A 221-nucleotide genomic window follows, 5' to 3' on the forward strand; every position below is an offset into this window, starting at 1 on the left:
TATCGGCGGGCAGGTTTCTCACCTGCCTTATCGTTACTTATGCCTACATTTGCTTTTCTAGAAAGTCCACCGTACATCACCATACGGCTTCTGCCTCGCTAGAATGCTCCCCTACCACTTACACTTGCGTGCAAATCCATGTCTTCGGTGAATAGTTTAATGCCCGATCATTATCGATGCTCTGTCGCTCGACCAGTGAGCTGTTACGCACTCTTTGAATG

General features: G+C 48.0%; 1 rRNA gene. It reads right to left on the reverse strand.

The features are described 5' to 3' along the window. A 23S ribosomal RNA gene (locus ACXAHM_RS26510) occupies positions 1-221 on the reverse strand; the annotation flags it as partial.

The organism is Flammeovirga sp. AWQ4_249 (genome assembly GCF_056161045.1).